Consider the following 14,646-nt stretch of genomic DNA (forward strand, 5'->3'; position numbering starts at 1 on the left):
CCGCCGCGAGCTAGCGAGCGGTGGGGGGCACGGGGTCCTTGTTCAGGCGGTGCGCTCGACCGGGCGCAAGGTACCGGTGCCGGACATCGACCTCGGTCCGCGGCCCAGCGCGACCGTGCCGGACTGCGCCATCTCCTTGATGCCCATCGGGGCGAGGACGGCGAGCAGCGCCTGCAGCTTGTCGGGGGTGCCGGTCGCCTCGAGGGTGACCGTCTCGGGGTTGACGTCGATGACGCGGGCGCGGAAGAGCTCGGCCGTCTGCAGCACCTGGGTGCGCTCGGCCAGCGGCGCCCGCACCTTGACCAGGAGCAGCTCGCGCTGCACCGCGGCGCCGCCGTCGAGCTCGACGATCTTGATGATCTCCACGAGCTTGTTCAGCTGCTTGGTGATCTGCTCCAGAGGCTGCGCCTCGGCGTCGACGACGATCGTCATGCGGGACAGCCCGGGGTTCTCCGTCGGCCCGACGGCCAGCGACTCGATGTTGAACGCGCGCCGGCTGAACAGTGCCGAGACCCGGGCGAGGACGCCGGACTTGTTCTCGACCAGCACGGACAGGGTGTGACGGGACATCAGACCTGGCCCTCTCCGAAGACGGGCCGCACGTCGCGCGCGGCCAGGATGGCGTCGTTGCTGGCACCCGCGGCCACCATCGGCCACACCTGGGCGTCGGCACCCACGACGAAGTCGATGACGACCGGTGCGTCGGTGATGGCCATGGCCTTCTCGATCACCGCGTCGACGTCGTCCTTGGTCTCGCACCGCAGCCCGACGCAGCCGAGGGCCTCGGCCAGCGTCACGAAGTCGGGGATGCGCACCGGCTTGGGCGTGCCATCGGCGTTCTGGGCGTGCAGCTTGGTGTTGGAGTAGCGGCCCTCGTAGAACAGGGTCTGCCACTGCCGCACCATGCCGAGGTTGCCGTTGTTGATGACGGCGACCTTGATCGGGATGCCCTCGATCGCGCAGGTGGCCAGTTCCTGGTTGGTCATCTGGAAGCAGCCGTCGCCGTCGATGGCCCACACCGTGGTGTCGGGGCAGCCCTGCTTGGCGCCCATGGCGGCGGGCACGGCGTAGCCCATCGTCCCGAGGCCGCCGCTGTTGAGCCAGGTGCCCGGCTTCTCGTACTTGATGAACTGCGCGGCCCACATCTGGTGCTGGCCCACACCGGAGGTGTAGATCGCGTCGGGCCCGGCGATCGCACCCAGCCGCTCGATCACGTACTGCGGCGACAGCGCGCCGTCCTCGGGCCAGTCGTAGCCGAGCGGGTAGCGGTCGCGCCAGCTGTCGAGCTGGGTCCACCAGGCGGCCAGGTCCGGCGTGCGCCCCGCCTCGTGCTCGGCGCGCAGCGCGGTCACCAGCTGACCGATGGTCTCCTTCGCGTCGCCGACGATCGGAACGTCGGCCCGGCGGTTCTTGCCGATCTCCGCCGGGTCGATGTCGGCGTGCACCACCAGCGCGTCGGGCGCGAAGCTCGACAGCTCACCGGTCACGCGGTCGTCGAAGCGCGCGCCGAGGGCGACGATGACGTCGGCCTTCTGCAGGGCGGTGACCGCGGCGACCGTCCCGTGCATGCCGGGCATGCCCAGGTGCTGGGGGTTGCTGTCGGGGAACGCGCCGCGCGCCATGAGGGTGGTGACGACGGGGGCACCCGTCAGCTCGGCCAGCGCCGCCAGCTCGTCGGTCGCGCCGGCCTTGAGCACACCGCCACCGACGTAGAGGACCGGCCGGCCGGCCCCGGCGATCATCGCCGCGGCCTCCCGCACCTGCTTGCCGTGCGGCCGGGTGGTCGGCCGGTAGCCCGGCAGGTCCATCCGCGGCGGCCAGACGAAGTCGGTGGTCGCCTGCAGGACGTCCTTGGGGACGTCGACGAGCACGGGGCCGGGACGACCGGTGGAGGCCAGGTGGAACGCCTCGGCGATGCGCTGCGGGATGTCCGCCGCGTCGGTCACCAGGAAGTTGTGCTTCGTGACCGGCATCGTGATGCCGCGGATGTCGGCCTCCTGGAAGGCGTCGGTACCGATCGAGCCGCTCGGCACCTGCCCGGTGATCGCCACCATCGGGACCGAGTCCATGTAGGCGTCGGCCAGCGGGGTGACCAGGTTGGTCGCCCCGGGGCCGGAGGTGGCCATGCAGACCCCGACCCGGCCGGTGGCCTGGGCGTACCCGGTCGCCGCGTGGCCGGCGCCCTGCTCGTGCCGCACCAGGACGTGGCGGACCTTCGAGTCGAACAGCGGGTCGTAGAGCGGGAGGATCGCGCCGCCCGGGATGCCGAAGACGACGTCGACACCGATCGCCTCGAGCGAGCGGACGAGGCTCTGCGCTCCGGTGATGCCGGTGGCCGGCGCGACCGCGGCCTCCTCGATGGAGCGGGCCGTGGTCTCGACGCCCGTGAGGGCGGCTGCGGCCTCGCGGGTGGCGGACTCGCTCGGGGTGCTGGTCATCTCGGGGTCTCTCCTGGGCCGTGCTGGACGAGTGCGGGTGCCGCCGGGTGTCGACAGGCTGACGGGCAACAAAAAACCCCTCGTGCCGCGGGCACGGAGGGGTCAGCGCGTCGGTCGGGAGGACCGACGCGCTAGGCGACTACGAGGACGCTGCGGGAGCAGCCGTCGACGAGCAGGCAGACGTGGGGCACCTGCACACTGTGCGCCTCCACCGGGGCGGTCGTCAACCGACCCGTCCCACTCTCTGGACTCCGGTGTCCAGAAACGGCGACCACCTCGGGGAGGTGCCGCCGCCGGGTCACGCCGGCGTGGGGGTCAGCGGACGCCGGCCATGCCCGGCCTCAGCGCACCTGCACCGTCCTGGAGCGCGGCCATGAGCTGCTCGAACGGCATGGGGCGCGCCAGGAGGAAGCCCTGGGCCAGGTCGCAGCCGAAGCCGCTCAGGGCGGCCAGCTGGGCCGACGTCTCCACGCCCTCCGCGACGACGGCGATCCGCAGGGCGCGGCCGATGCCGACCAGGGACTCGCACAGCGCGCGCATCCGGGCGTCGCGGTCGATCCGGGACACGAAGGTCCGGTCGAGCTTGACGACGTCGATCGGCAGGCGGGTGAGGTGGGTCAGCATCGACGAGTCGCCGCCGAAGCCGGCCAGGGCCACCCGCACGCCCATGAGCCGCAGCGTCGAGATGTCCAGGGCGTCGCGGTCCTCGGTGGAGGTCACGGTGGCGTCGCCGATCTCCAGGACCAGCCGCTCCGGAGCGAGCCCCGACCGGCGCAGGGCGGCTTCCACGTCGGCCACGAGGGTGCCGGCAGCCACGTAGCCGGCCGGCGCGTCCACGCCCATGGGGATCGGTTCCGGACTCTCGGGCAGTGCGGCGGCGGCGAGCGCGGCCTCGTCGAGCGCGAACCGCTGCAGTTCGCCGAGGAGACCGGCCTGCTCGGCGATCGGCAGGAACTCCGCCGGCGGGATCTCGCCCAGCTCCGAGTGCCGCCAGCGCAGCTGCGCCTCGACACCGGCCACCCGGCGGTCGGTGAGCGAGAACACGGGCTGGAACAGCAGGACGAGCTCACCCTTCGCTCGGGCGGTGCGCAGGTCCTCGCGCAGCCGGTCCCGGCGGGCCGCGGCCTCGCCGAGCTCGGCGCGGTAGCGCTGCGCCATGCCGGTCCCCGCGGTGCGCGCGGCCCGGACGGCCAGATCGGCGCGGACGAGCAGGTCCTCGACGTCGAGGCCGTGGTCCAGGTCGACCAGGCCCACGCTCGCGGACAGGTCGACGAGGCCCGCGGTGGTCACGAGCGGCTGCTCGACGACCGACAGGATCCGGTCGGCGAGCCGGTCGGCGTCGGCGCCGGTCCCGGCCGCCAGGACGGCGAACGCCCCGCCGCCCATGCGTGCCACGACGTCCTCGCCGCGCACGGTGTCCCGCAGCCGGCGACCGACCTCGGCCACCACGGCACCGACCACGTCGCGGCCGGTGTGCTCGCGGGCCGCGAGCAGCCCGTCGAGCTCGACCACGAGCAGCGTGTCGCGGTCCTCGTCCGTTCCGGCGGCGAGCCGGTCGTCCAGCAGTTGGAGCATCCCCGCGCGGTTGGGCAGCGCGGTCTTGGGATCGATGTAGGCGACGCTCTGCAGCGACCGCTCGCGGGCCTGCCGCTCGGTCATGTCACGGCAGTGGAGGACGACGCCGGCGACGTCGGCGTCACCGCGGAGGTCGGAGATCCCCGCCTCCATGCAGCGCCACACACCGTCGGCGTCCGCCAGGCGCAGACCCAGCAGCACCGCGGCCCGCGCGTCGGCGGCCAGCGCCTCGGCGAGGTCGGCCCGGTCCTCCGGGTGCACGGCGTCGAGCAGATGCCGTCCCAGGAGCTCGGTCGCCGCCGGTCCCAGCACCCGGTCGAGCGCCGGCGAGGCCCAGGTGACCCGCAGCTCGCCGTCGAGGATGATCATCGCGTCGACGCCGGAGTGCACGAGCGACCGGAAGTAGGCCTCGCTGCGGCGCAGTCGCGCGGACAGCTGGTGCTCCTGGCACGCGGTGAACCAGCGGTGCACCACGGCGAGCAGGACGGCGAGCAGGAGCCCGCCCCAGGTGAACATGTCGAGGTGCCCACCCGTGAAGCGGACGATGCCGGCAGCGGCGACGGCCACCAGCAGGGCACCCATGGGCAGCAGCTGCCCGATGTCGACGGAGCGGGGGAAGCCGGCCCCGGACGGCGCGGGTGCCGTCCGGCCGGGGTCGAGGAAGACCGCGACGGCGAGCAGCAGCAGCCCCCCGGCCACGAGGAAACGGGACGCTGCCGTGAGCGCCGCCGCGTCCGAGAGGATGGCCGACGTGCCGATGCCGCGACCGGCGGTCAGCAGCACGGTGCCGACGAGGAGCACCACCGCCATCCGCCGGCGAGCCGGCTCCACCAGGCCCAGCACGACGAGCGCGGCGGCCATGGTCGCCGACGTGACGACGACCGCGGCGGCGAGGACCACCCGCTCGGCCAGGAGCAGGGTGGCCCACTCGTCGACCGACCCGGAGACCAGCAGCCGGACCGTCACGATGCTGGCCGTCAGGAACAGCGCGACCTCGACCGCGCCCCGCCGACCCGTCCACAGCCGGCGGCGGTCGACCAGGCACAGCAGCCCGAGGATGCCGAGGAGGTAGCCGGGCACGGTCGGCAGCCAGCGCAGGATGACGCCGTCGAGCGGATCGGCCGGATCGACCACGCCCACCAGGACTGCGCCGAGGACGGGGAACAGCGGCGCGACGGCCAGCAGCCGCCACCCGGCGGAACGGTCCGATCGAGCCCCGGCGATCCACACGGTGGCCGCGGCCACCAGGCCTACGACGACGAGGGCGAGGTCTCCGAGGCCTTGCAGGGCAGGCGTCGCAGCGGCGACCGCGCAGGCGATCGCCACCGGCACGGCCACCGCGAGCAGCCACCATCGACGCGGGTCCACACCGGCTGTCTCGGCATCGCCGGGTGTGCGGCCAAGCCGTGCCGGGCGGACCTCACCCCTTGGGAGGAGGCCCGCACATCACCCCATTCAGCCGCAGATCGCGCCCTGTGCGGCCGATCCGACGAGCTTGGCGTACTTGCCCAGCACGCCCGTGGTGTAGCGCGGCGGGAGCGGCTCCCAGCCTTCCTCGCGGCGGGCGAGCTCGTCGGCGTCGACCAGCAGGTCCAGCGTGCGGGTGGTGAGGTCCAGCCGGATCCGGTCACCGTCGCGGACGAAGGCGATCGGGCCGCCGTCGGTGGCCTCGGGCGCGACGTGGCCGATGCACAGGCCGGTCGTGCCGCCGGAGAACCGGCCGTCGGTGAGCAGGAGGACGTCCTTCCCGAGGCCCGCACCCTTGATCGCGCCGGTGACGGCGAGCATCTCGCGCATGCCGGGTCCGCCGCGCGGCCCCTCGTACCGGATGACGACGACGTCGCCGGGCTCGAGCGTGCCCTCGGTGACGGCGTCCATGGCGCCCTGCTCGCCGTCGAAGACGCGCGCGGTGCCCTCGAAGGACTCGGCGTCGAAGCCGGCCGACTTCACGACAGCGCCCTCGGGGGCCAGCGAGCCGCGCAGCACCACGAGGCCGCCGGTCTTGTGGATCGGGTCGTTCATCGCGTGGATGATCGCGCCGTCGGGGTCCGGCGGGGCGATCTCGGCCAGGTTCTCGGCCATCGTCTTCCCGGTCACGGTGAGTGCGTCGCCGTGCAGCAGGCCGGCGTCCAGCAGCGCGCGCATGACGACCGGGACGCCGCCGATGCGGTCGATGTCGGTCATGACGAACCGGCCGAAGGGCTTCACGTCGGCCAGGTGCGGGGTGCGGTCGCCGATCCGATTGAAGTCCTCGAGGGTCAGGTCGACCTGCGCCTCGTGGGCGATCGCCATGAGGTGCAGGACGGCGTTGGTCGAGCCGCCCAGCGCCATCACGACGGTGATGGCGTTCTCGAACGCCTTCTTGGTCATGATCTGGCGCGCGGTGATGCCCTTGCGCAGCATGGTCACCACGGCCTCGCCGGAGGCGACGGCGTAGGCGTCGCGACGGCGGTCCGGCGCGGGCGGGGCGGCGCTGCCGGGCAGGCTCATGCCCAGGGCCTCGGCGGCGCTGGCCATGGTGTTGGCGGTGTACATGCCACCGCAGGCGCCCTCGCCGGGGCAGGTGGCCTTCTCGATGGCGGTCAGCTCGTCGCGGGTGATCTTCCCGGACGCGCACGCGCCGACGCCCTCGAAGACGTCGATGATGGTCAGGTCCCGGTCGTCGAGCCGGCCCGGCAGCGTGGAGCCGGCGTAGAGGAAGACCGACGCCAGGTCCAGGCGGGCGGCCGCCATGAGCATCCCCGGCAGCGACTTGTCGCAGCCGGCCAGCAGCACCGAGCCGTCCAGCCGCTCGGCGAACATCACCGTCTCCACCGAGTCGGCGATGACCTCGCGGGAGACCAGCGAGGCGCGCATGCCCTCGTGGCCCATGGAGATGCCGTCGGAGACCGAGATCGTGCCGAACTCCATCGGGAAGCCGCCGGCGGCGCGGACGCCCTCCTTGGATCGCTTGGCCAGCCGGTCCAGCGAGAGGTTGCAGGGGGTGATCTCGTTCCAGGACGAGGCGACGCCGATCTGCGGCTTGACCATGTCCTCGTCGCCCATGCCGACGGCGCGCAGCATGGCGCGGGCGGGCGCCTTGGCGTCGCCGTCGGTCACCTCGTAGCTGCGCGGCTTGAGCGGGTTGCGGGTCGCGCTCGCGGAGTCGTTGCCTGGGATGAGGTCCTCGCCGATCGTCACGAGGAGCGATGCTAGGCCGGTCGGCGGCGGTCGCCGAGTTTGCAGCGATACTAGTAGTGACACCACCACTGCACGAGGAGTCGCGTGACCGCGTCCACCCGCCGCGAGCTGGCCGAGTTCCTCAGCTCCCGGCGTCGTCAGCTGTCCCCGGCCGCGGTGGGCCTCCCGGCCGGGGCCAACCGCCGGACGCCGGGACTCCGGCGCGAGGAGGTCGCGCTGCTCGCCGGGGTGAGCCACACCTGGTACACGTGGCTGGAGCAGGGGCGGGACATCCGGCCGTCCCGGCAGGTGATCGACGCGCTCGCCCGCACGCTGCGGCTGACGACGGCGGAGCGGGAGTACGTCCTGCGGCTCTCCGGCAACGAACCCTTCCGGGGGGACGGCGGGCTCGAGGCGATGCCCGCGCACGTGCAGCGGCTGATGGACGCCCTGGGCTCCTCCCCCGCGTACGCGATCACCTCGAGCTGGTCGATCGTCGGCTGGAACCGGGCCTACGAGCGGCTCTACCCCGGGGTGGCGGAGTTGGCGGAGGCGGACCGCAACCTGCTGTGGGTGGTCTTCACCGATCCGGCCGTCCGCCGGCTCCTGGGTGACTGGACGACCGACAGCCGGCGCTTCCTCGCCCAGTTCCGCGCCGAGGTCGGCCCGAGGCTGGCCGATCCGGAGGTCGTGGACCTGGTGACGCGCCTGCAGGCGGCCAGCCCGGCGTTCCGCGAGGGGTGGGCCAGCCACGACGTCGACCGGTTCACCTCCACCGAACGTCGCTTCGAGCACCCGGTGGCCGGCACCCTGGTGCTGGAGCACCACCAGCTCACCCCGGCCGACGCCGCGGGCCTCCAGCTCGTCGTCTACACCGCGGCGGAGGCGGACAGTGCCGGCAAGCTGGCGCGGCTGTCCTCGTGAGGCGTCTGGGAGGATCGGCAGCCGTGGACAGCACCGCCCGCTTCCGGATGAACCGCACCACGCTGCTGGCCGTCTTCGCGTTCGCGATCTGCCTGACCACGCTGACGGTGGCCTCGGCCTGGTTCCTGCTGGCGCTGGTCGTCCCTGCGGTGCTCACTGCCTGGGTGCTGCGCACCGGCTTCGACGTCGGCGACGCCGGCATCACCGTGCGCTCCCTGACCCGGAGCAGGGCGGTGCCGTGGTCCGAGCTGGCGGGCATCCGCGTCGGCGAGCGGGCCGACCTCTGGCTGGTCACCACCGGCGGCACCGAGGTGCGGCTGCCGGCGGTCCGCGCCCGCGACCTGCCGGCCATCGGGCGCGCCTCGGCGGGGCGCATCCCGGTGCCGGCCCTGGATCAGTAGCGGTCGACCACGTTGACCAGCGGCTCGCCGGCGAGGATCCGGCGGAGCTGGTCGCCGACCGCCGCCGCCGCGCGCTCGTTGGTGCCCGGGACGTCTCCTCCGACGTGCGGGGTGAGCAGCAGGTTCGGCGCCTCCCAGAGCGGGTGCCCGGCGGGCAGCGGCTCGGGGTCGGTCACGTCGAGGGCGGCGCGCAGCCGGCCGGAGGTCAGCTCGGCCAGCAGCGCGTCGGTGTCGACGACGACCCCGCGGGCGGCGTTGACGAGCAGGGCGCCGTCGCGCATGGCGGCGAGGAAGGCCGCGTCGACCAGCCCGATCGTCTCGTCGGTGACCGGCACGATCACGATCACGACGTCGGCGTGCGGGAGCAGCTCGGGTAGGTCGCTGGTCGGCCGGACGTCGTCCCGGGCGGTGCGGGCGACGAAGGTCAGGTCGACGTCGAAGCCCTCGAGCATGCGGCCGATGCGGTGACCGATGTCCCCCGCCCCGACGACCAGGACGCGGGCGCCGACGACCGACGAGTGGGTGCTCGGTGTCCAGCGCCCGGCCAGCTGCTCCCGCACGAAGAACGGCAGCCCGCGCTGGGCGGCGAGGGTGGCCGCGACCGCCCACTCGGCCGTCGACGGCGTGTGGGCGCCGCGGGCGTTGCACAGCGCGACGCCGTCGGGCAGCCGCCCGGCGAATCGCTCGGCGCCGGCACTGAGCAACTGCACGACGCGCAGGTCCGGCAGCGCCGCGAAGACCTCCGGGCCGGGGAAGGGTTCGCCGACGGAGCGCGGGACCCACACCCGGGCGCGGGCGGCGTCACCGGTCGGCGGGCCGTCCGCCACCCTCCACCGGTGGGCGCGGATGCGCGGCGAGACCGCCTCGACGGCAGCCGCGAGCGCGCGGGAGGGGACCAGGACGTCGAGCACCTCGTCGGGGCCGACCAGAGCTTCGGTCATGAGGCCTGACAGTAGGTGCAACCACCCGTCCGGCCCAGGCTGCGCACGTACTGTGGGAGGCATGCGGCGGGCGAGGGCAGGGGCGCTGCTCCTGGGCGCCGTCCTGCTCGCCGGGTGTGGCAGCGACGGCTACGAGCCCTCCGGCCCCTTCCGGCCGCTGCCCGAGGGCGCGCCGCCCGAGGTGGGCCCTCCCCCGACGTCCGCGCCGAACCCGAACCGTCCGGCGGACCCGGGGGCCGGGGAGCAGGTGGGCGACCCCAACGTGGTCGCCTCCGGCCTCGCCGTCCCCACCGGGCTGGCCCTGCTGCCCGACGGCAGCGCGGTCGTCGGCGAGCGGGACACCGGTCGCATCCTCCAGGTCTTCCCCGACCGCTCCCCCGCGCGCGAGCTGATGACCGTGCCGGGCGTGGACCCGGCCGGCGACGGTGGCCTGCTGGGACTGGCGGCGTCGCCGACCTATCTCGAGGACGGGCTGCTCTACGCCTACCTGTCCACGGCCTTCGACAACCGCGTCGTGCGGTTCCCGGTCGGCGGGACCCCGAACGCCGTGCTGACCGGCATCCCCCGCGGGGAGTTCCACAACGGCGGCGGGCTCACGTTCGGCGCGGACGGCAGCCTCTACGTGGGCACCGGCGACACGGGCGACGCCGCGCTGGCCGCTGATCCCCTCTCGCTCGCCGGGAAGGTGCTGAGGATCGACGTCTTCGGTTTCCCGCTGGGCGCCGGACCGGTCTTCACGAGCGGCCACCGCGACGTCACGGCCGTGTGCGTCGGCGAGGGGGACCGCGTGTTCGCCGTCGACGCCGCGCGCCAGGGCCCCGACGAGCTGAACCTGCTCGTCGAGGGCCGAGACTACGCCGGTGGGAACGGCCCGGTGGTCGAGATCGCGCCCGACGCGGACGGGCTGGGCGGCTGCGCCGCGGTGGGTGGTGCGGTGTTCCTCGGCGCGCTGGACGGGGAGCGGGTGCACGCCGTCCCCGTCAACGCGGCCGGCGCGGTCGAGGGCGAGCTCGAGGAGTTCCTCGAGGGGGACTACGGCCGGCTGCGCACCGTCGTCGCCGACGGCCAGGGCGCGCTGTGGATCACCACGTCGAACCGGGACGGCATCGGCGACCCGGCCGAGGACGACGACAAGGTGCTGCGCATCCAGCCACCGTCGTCGGCCGGCGGCTCCCCGCTCTAGAGCTCAAGATCATCACGCACTGGTGGTAGCCGAACACGGCAAGGCAACCGCCCTCACTGTGCGCTGATCTTCGATGGGTCCGCACGGGAGACGCGGACAGGGCGCCGACCCGAGTAAGCGCAGCTGCACGTCGGGCAGCTCACTCATCGAGCTGGAGCGCGGTCAGCCCGGCGACGTCGACGGCGACGCCCTCCCCGGCGTCGGCTGCACGAGCTGGAGATCTTCGGACTTCGTGAGCTCGCACGGCCGAGAGCGCTGTCGACGGAAGGCAAGCCGACCGAGCGGTGCATCTGCGGACACACGGGCAGTGTGCCGCCGCGACCTAGGAGGAGACCAGCCGCTCCTCGAGCATCCGCTTGACGGTCGCGGCGTCGGCCTTGCCGCGGGTGGTCTTCATGACCGCACCCACGAGCGCGCCGATGGCCTGCACCTTGCCGCCGCGCACCTTCTCGGCGACGTCGGGGTTGCCCTCGATCGCGGCGTCGACGGCGCTGACCAGCTCGTCGGACTCCCCCATGACGGCCAGCCCGCGGGCCTCGACCACGGCCGCCGGGTCGCCCTCGCCGGCGAGCACGCCGTCGAGCGCCTGGCGGGCCAGCTGGTCGTTGATCGTTCCGGCGGAGATCAGCCCGATCAGCTCGGCCACCTGCGCCGGGGTGACGGCCAGCTCACCCAGCTCCGTGCCGGTGTCGTTGGCGCGGCGGGCGAGGTCCCCCAGCCACCACTTGCGGGCGTCGGCGGGCGAGGCGCCGGCGGCGACGGTGTCGCTGACCAGCTCGACGGCTCCGGCGTTGACCAGCCAGGCCATCTCGGTCGGCGAGATCCCCCACTCGTCGGAGAGCCGGCTGCGGCGGGCCGCCGGGAGCTCGGGCAGTGCGGCGGCGAGCGTGGCCACCCACTCCTCGTCGGGCGCGACCGGCACCAGGTCGGGCTCGGGGAAGTACCGGTAGTCGGTCGCCTCCTCCTTGCTGCGACCCGGCGAGGTGCTGCCGGTGTCCTCGTGGAAGTGCCGGGTCTCCTGCGTGATCGTCCCGCCCTCGTCGAGGACGGCGGCCTGGCGGCGCATCTCGAAGCGCACGGCGCGCTCGACCGAGCGCAGCGAGTTCACGTTCTTCGTCTCGGTGCGGGTGCCCCACTCGAGGCTGCCGATGGGCGCCAGCGAGGTGTTGACGTCGCAGCGCAGGTTGCCCTGCTCCATCCGGACCTCGGAGACGCCGAGGGTCACCAGGATCTCGCGGAGCTCGGTGACGTACGCCTTCGCGACCTCCGGCGCCTTCGCGCCGACGCCCGGGATGGGCCGGGTGACGATCTCGACCAGCGGGATGCCGGCCCGGTTGTAGTCGATCAGCGAGTGGTCGGCGCCGTGGATGCGACCGGTCGAGCCACCCACGTGCAGGTTCTTGCCGGTGTCCTCCTCCAGGTGCACCCGCTCGATCTCCACGCGGTAGGTTTCGCCGTCCACCTCGACGTCCAGGTGTCCGGCCGTGCACATCGGCTCGTCGTACTGCGTCGTCTGGAAGCCCTTGGGGATGTCCGGGTAGAAGTAGTTCTTCCGGGAGAACCGGGCCCAGGTGGCGATGCGGCAGCCGAGCGCGAGCCCGATGCGGATCGTGGACTCGATCGCGGCGGCGTTGGCCACCGGCAGCGAGCCGGGCAGCCCGAGGCAGACCGGGCAGGTCTGGGTGTTGGGCTCGGCCCCGAACGTGGTCGAGCATCCGCAGAACATCTTGGACGCGGTGCCCAGCTCGACGTGGGTCTCCAGGCCGATCACCGGCTCGTAGCGGGTGAGGACCTCGTCGAAGTCGACGAGCCGGTCGGCGGTGGCGGTGCTCACGGGGTGGGGCCCTCCTTCGGGGTGTCGGGCCGGGTGGCTGCGCGCTCGGCGCGGCCGGTGACCACGGCGCCGACGGCGGTCAGCACGCCCAGGACGAGGAAGACGGCGAAGACGGCGCGGTCGGTGACGATCCAGCCGACGATGCCGGCGACGATGACGAACGCGGTGAGACCCCACGCGGCCTTCAGCGGGCCGCTCATGCGGCACCGCCCGCCGGCCGTGCGGGCATCTGATCGAGGAACCGGGAGCCGCGGGCGGCGTCCTGTGCGGCCTCGAGCGCGGCGGCGACGCGGTAGCAGCGGTCGTCGGCCAGCGCCGGCGCCATGATCTGGAAGCCGACGGGCAGGCCCTCGGAGAGACCGCAGGGAACCGAGATCGCCGGGACGCCCGCGAGGCTGGCCGGCAGCGTGCACAGGTCGGCGGCGTACATCGCGATCGGGTCGTCCACGCGAGCGCCGATCGGCCAGGCCACGGTCGGGCTGGTCGGGCTGACCAGCACGTCCACGTCGTCCCACGCGCTGGTGAAGTCGCGGGTGATCAGCGTGCGCACCTTCTGCGCCTGCCCGTAGTAGGCCTCGTAGTAGCCGCTGGAGAGGGCGTAGGTGCCGAGGATGATCCGGCGCTTCACCTCGGGGCCGAAGCCCTGCTCGCGGGTGAGCGCCATGACCTCGTCGAGGTCGCGCTCCCCGTCGTCGCCGACCCGCAGGCCGTACCGGACGCCGTCGAAGCGGGCCAGGTTGGACGACGCCTCGCTGGGGGCGATCAGGTAGTAGGCGGGCAGCGCCAGGTCGAACGCCGGGCAGGAGACCTGGCGGACCTCGGCGCCCAGGCTCTCCAGCAGCGCGATCGCCTCGGCGGTGCGGGCGAGCACTCCCTCGTCGTAGCCGTCGGTGTGGCCCTCGCCGCCGAGCTCGGTGACGACGCCGACCCGCAGGCCGGCGAGGTCGCCCTCGGCGCCGCGGCGGGCGGCCTCGGCGAGCACCGGCACCCCGGCGGCGATGCTGGTGGAGTCCAGCGGGTCGTGGCCGGCGATCGCCTCGTGCAGCAGGGCCGCGTCGAGGACCGTGCGAGTCATGGGGCCGGCCTGGTCCAGGCTGCTCGAGAACGCGATGAGGCCATAGCGCGACACCGAGCCGTAGGTGGGCTTGTGGCCGACCAGGCCGGTGACGGCGGCCGGCTGGCGGATGGAGCCACCGGTGTCGGTGCCGATCGCCCACGGCGCCAGCCCGCCCGCGACCGCCGCCGACGAACCGCCGGAGGAGCCGCCGGGGATCCGGTCGGCGTCCCACGGGTTGCGGGTGACCTGGTAGGCGGAGTTCTCGGTGGAGGAGCCCATCGCGAACTCGTCCATGTTCGTCTTGCCGAGCAGCACCGTGCCGGCGGCCTTCAGCCGGGCGGCGAGCGTCGCGTCGTACGGCGGCCGCCAGCCCTCCAGGATCTTCGAACCGCTCGTGGTCGGAACGCCCCCGGTGACGACGACGTCCTTCAGTGCCAGCGGGACCCCGGCCAGCGAACCGACCTCGTCCCCGGCCGCGCGGGCGGCGTCCACCTGCCCGGCGGCGTGCAGCGCGGCCTCGGGGTCGACGTGCAGGTAGGCCCCCAGCTCGCCGTCCTCGGCCGCGATGCGGTCGAGGTAGGCGCGGGTCACCTCCACGGCGGTGACGTCACCGCCGGCCAGCAGGCGGCCGAGCTCGGCGGCGTCCGTGGCGGTCAGCTCGGTGGTCAGGCCGGTCACTGCTCCTCCCCCAGGATGCGGGGCACGCGGATCCGGCCGTCCTCGGCCGCCGGAGCTCCGGCCAGGGCGACGTCGCGCGGCAGGCTGGGCCGGGCGACGTCCTCGCGGAAGACGTTCGTCATCGGGACGGCGTGCGTCGTGGGAGCGACGTCGTCGACCTCGGCCTTGCCGACCTGCGCCACGGCGTCCAGCACGGCCGCCAGCTGTCCGGCGAAGAGGTCGAGCTCCTCGTCGGTCACGGCCAGCCGGGACAGGTGCGCCAGGTGGGCCACCTCGTCACGGGTGAGTCGGTCCTTGCGGGACGGCGTGCTCATGCGGGACGGAACTCCACTTCACGGGGGCGGTGGCCGGCGCCGGTGACCCCTGCTGGGACCGGGACCTGACCGTGCCACTGTACGTGGGACCGCTGTGCCGATCTCCACCGTGAGAGGCTGCGCAGGACTGCGATCAACGGAG

Annotated in this window: 12 protein-coding genes; 3 read left to right on the forward strand and 9 right to left on the reverse strand. The window is 73.7% G+C overall.

Features of this window, described 5'->3' with window-relative positions:
* Positions 1-42: 42 nt before the first annotated feature.
* The 4 genes from ilvN to ilvD form a co-directional block, all read right to left on the reverse strand.
* Positions 43-570 carry an acetolactate synthase small subunit gene (gene ilvN / locus BN344_RS09020; RefSeq protein WP_040338256.1) on the reverse strand — a complete coding sequence of 176 codons (528 nt, stop codon included), beginning with the start codon at positions 568-570 and terminating at the stop codon, positions 43-45.
* Positions 570-2,438: an acetolactate synthase large subunit gene (locus BN344_RS09025; protein WP_040338257.1), complete on the reverse strand. Its 1,869-nt coding sequence runs from the start codon at positions 2,436-2,438 to the stop codon at positions 570-572. Before BN344_RS09025 ends, ilvN begins: the two co-directional genes overlap by 1 nt.
* A gap of 315 nt (positions 2,439-2,753) precedes the next feature.
* Positions 2,754-5,381: a putative bifunctional diguanylate cyclase/phosphodiesterase gene (locus tag BN344_RS09030; protein ID WP_040338258.1), complete on the reverse strand. Its 2,628-nt coding sequence runs from the start codon at positions 5,379-5,381 to the stop codon at positions 2,754-2,756.
* A gap of 87 nt (positions 5,382-5,468) precedes the next feature.
* The gene (gene ilvD, locus BN344_RS09035) at positions 5,469-7,193 is read right to left on the reverse strand and encodes a dihydroxy-acid dehydratase (protein WP_040338259.1); all 1,725 of its coding nucleotides are present in this window, start codon (positions 7,191-7,193) and stop codon (positions 5,469-5,471) included.
* Between the two features lie 84 nt (positions 7,194-7,277).
* On the opposite strand from ilvD, the gene BN344_RS09040 reads away from it, so the two are divergent.
* On the forward strand, positions 7,278-8,096 hold the full coding sequence (locus BN344_RS09040; protein WP_040338260.1) for a helix-turn-helix transcriptional regulator: 819 nt from the start codon (positions 7,278-7,280) through the stop codon (positions 8,094-8,096).
* Positions 8,097-8,119: 23 nt separating this feature from the next.
* Positions 8,120-8,497 (forward strand): PH domain-containing protein, encoded by a 378-nt coding sequence (locus BN344_RS09045; RefSeq protein ID WP_231486681.1) that lies wholly within the window; start codon positions 8,120-8,122, stop codon positions 8,495-8,497.
* Here the strand turns inward: BN344_RS09045 and BN344_RS09050 are convergent.
* Positions 8,491-9,438 (reverse strand): 2-hydroxyacid dehydrogenase, encoded by a 948-nt coding sequence (locus BN344_RS09050; RefSeq protein ID WP_040338261.1) that lies wholly within the window; start codon positions 9,436-9,438, stop codon positions 8,491-8,493. The genes BN344_RS09045 and BN344_RS09050 overlap by 7 nt on opposite strands.
* A 61-nt stretch (positions 9,439-9,499) precedes the next feature.
* Between BN344_RS09050 and BN344_RS09055 the strand changes: the two genes are divergently transcribed.
* Positions 9,500-10,621, forward strand: coding sequence for a PQQ-dependent sugar dehydrogenase (locus BN344_RS09055; protein WP_040338262.1), 1,122 nt, complete (start codon positions 9,500-9,502; stop codon positions 10,619-10,621).
* Between the two features lie 322 nt (positions 10,622-10,943).
* Here the strand turns inward: BN344_RS09055 and gatB are convergent, their stop codons facing one another.
* From gatB to gatC, 4 genes are read right to left on the reverse strand one after another with little or no spacing between them, the layout of a single operon-like run.
* Entirely contained in the window at positions 10,944-12,455 is a 1,512-nt protein-coding gene (gene gatB, locus BN344_RS09060; RefSeq protein WP_040338263.1) for an Asp-tRNA(Asn)/Glu-tRNA(Gln) amidotransferase subunit GatB, read from the reverse strand.
* Positions 12,452-12,655, reverse strand: coding sequence for a hypothetical protein (locus BN344_RS09065; RefSeq protein WP_040338264.1), 204 nt, complete (start codon positions 12,653-12,655; stop codon positions 12,452-12,454). The genes gatB and BN344_RS09065 overlap by 4 nt, the downstream gene beginning before the upstream one ends.
* Entirely contained in the window at positions 12,652-14,190 is a 1,539-nt protein-coding gene (gene gatA / locus BN344_RS09070; RefSeq protein ID WP_051515748.1) for an Asp-tRNA(Asn)/Glu-tRNA(Gln) amidotransferase subunit GatA, read from the reverse strand. Before gatA ends, BN344_RS09065 begins: the two co-directional genes overlap by 4 nt.
* Positions 14,187-14,504: an Asp-tRNA(Asn)/Glu-tRNA(Gln) amidotransferase subunit GatC gene (gatC, locus tag BN344_RS09075; RefSeq protein WP_040338265.1), complete on the reverse strand. Its 318-nt coding sequence runs from the start codon at positions 14,502-14,504 to the stop codon at positions 14,187-14,189. The genes gatA and gatC overlap by 4 nt, the downstream gene beginning before the upstream one ends.
* Between the last annotated feature and the right edge of the window lie 142 nt (positions 14,505-14,646).

The organism is Candidatus Blastococcus massiliensis AP3, assembly GCF_000582785.1.
Taxonomy (GTDB): domain Bacteria; phylum Actinomycetota; class Actinomycetes; order Mycobacteriales; family Geodermatophilaceae; genus Blastococcus; species Blastococcus massiliensis.

Excerpts from the sequence above, each read along its gene's own strand:
- ilvN (WP_040338256.1), bottom strand. The coding sequence starts at position 570 with ATGTCCCGTCACACCCTGTCCGTGCTGGTCGAGAACAAGTCCGGCGTC.
- BN344_RS09025 (WP_040338257.1), bottom strand. The coding sequence starts at position 2,438 with ATGACCAGCACCCCGAGCGAGTCCGCCACCCGCGAGGCCGCAGCCGCC.
- BN344_RS09050 (WP_040338261.1), bottom strand. The coding sequence starts at position 9,438 with ATGACCGAAGCTCTGGTCGGCCCCGACGAGGTGCTCGACGTCCTGGTC.
- BN344_RS09055 (WP_040338262.1), top strand. The coding sequence starts at position 9,500 with ATGCGGCGGGCGAGGGCAGGGGCGCTGCTCCTGGGCGCCGTCCTGCTC.
- BN344_RS09065 (WP_040338264.1), bottom strand. The coding sequence starts at position 12,655 with ATGAGCGGCCCGCTGAAGGCCGCGTGGGGTCTCACCGCGTTCGTCATC.
- gatC (WP_040338265.1), bottom strand. The coding sequence starts at position 14,504 with ATGAGCACGCCGTCCCGCAAGGACCGACTCACCCGTGACGAGGTGGCC.